Source organism: Pseudoalteromonas sp. Z9A5, assembly GCF_011378875.1.
In the GTDB taxonomy this organism is placed as follows: domain Bacteria; phylum Pseudomonadota; class Gammaproteobacteria; order Enterobacterales; family Alteromonadaceae; genus Pseudoalteromonas.
Window position 1 is genome coordinate 237 of record NZ_WTLC01000126.1, and the last position, 407, is coordinate 643.

General features: G+C 38.3%; 1 protein-coding gene. It reads right to left on the reverse strand.

The genetic code is table 11. The features are described from left to right. Nucleotides 1–407, reverse strand: a 407-nt coding sequence (locus GQR56_RS21325) for a transposase (RefSeq protein ID WP_166115394.1), incomplete at both ends; no start/stop codon positions are given.

Sequence of the window (407 nt, forward strand, 5' to 3'; positions counted from 1 at the left end):
CATTCGCTGGCTGTAAATTTTTACAATATCTTGTGCTGAATAATTAATATTGCACAATGAGGTAAATAATAACCATGGCTCCGTGGCGCCTTTAGCATGTTTCAAGCTTACGCTGCAGCGAATCGTTTTTCCTCGAAGGTTTTTCTTCTTTCTTTGTTTAGGCTTTGATTTAAACAAGTAAAAGTGACCACTCAATGAATTGGCTTTAGCGAGTCGTGTTTCAAATAGATAAGCGGGTTTTACTGTCGCTTTAGAATAAAGTGTTTTTACTGGTGACCAGCATGTATCATTTTCTGGCTTTTGATATTGTGTTTGATGCCTCACTCTGCCTACAAAATCCCAACCAAATTTAAGCACTAACTTAAACCAAGGATTGCGAAATCCTGCATCTGTGACGATGATCGGCT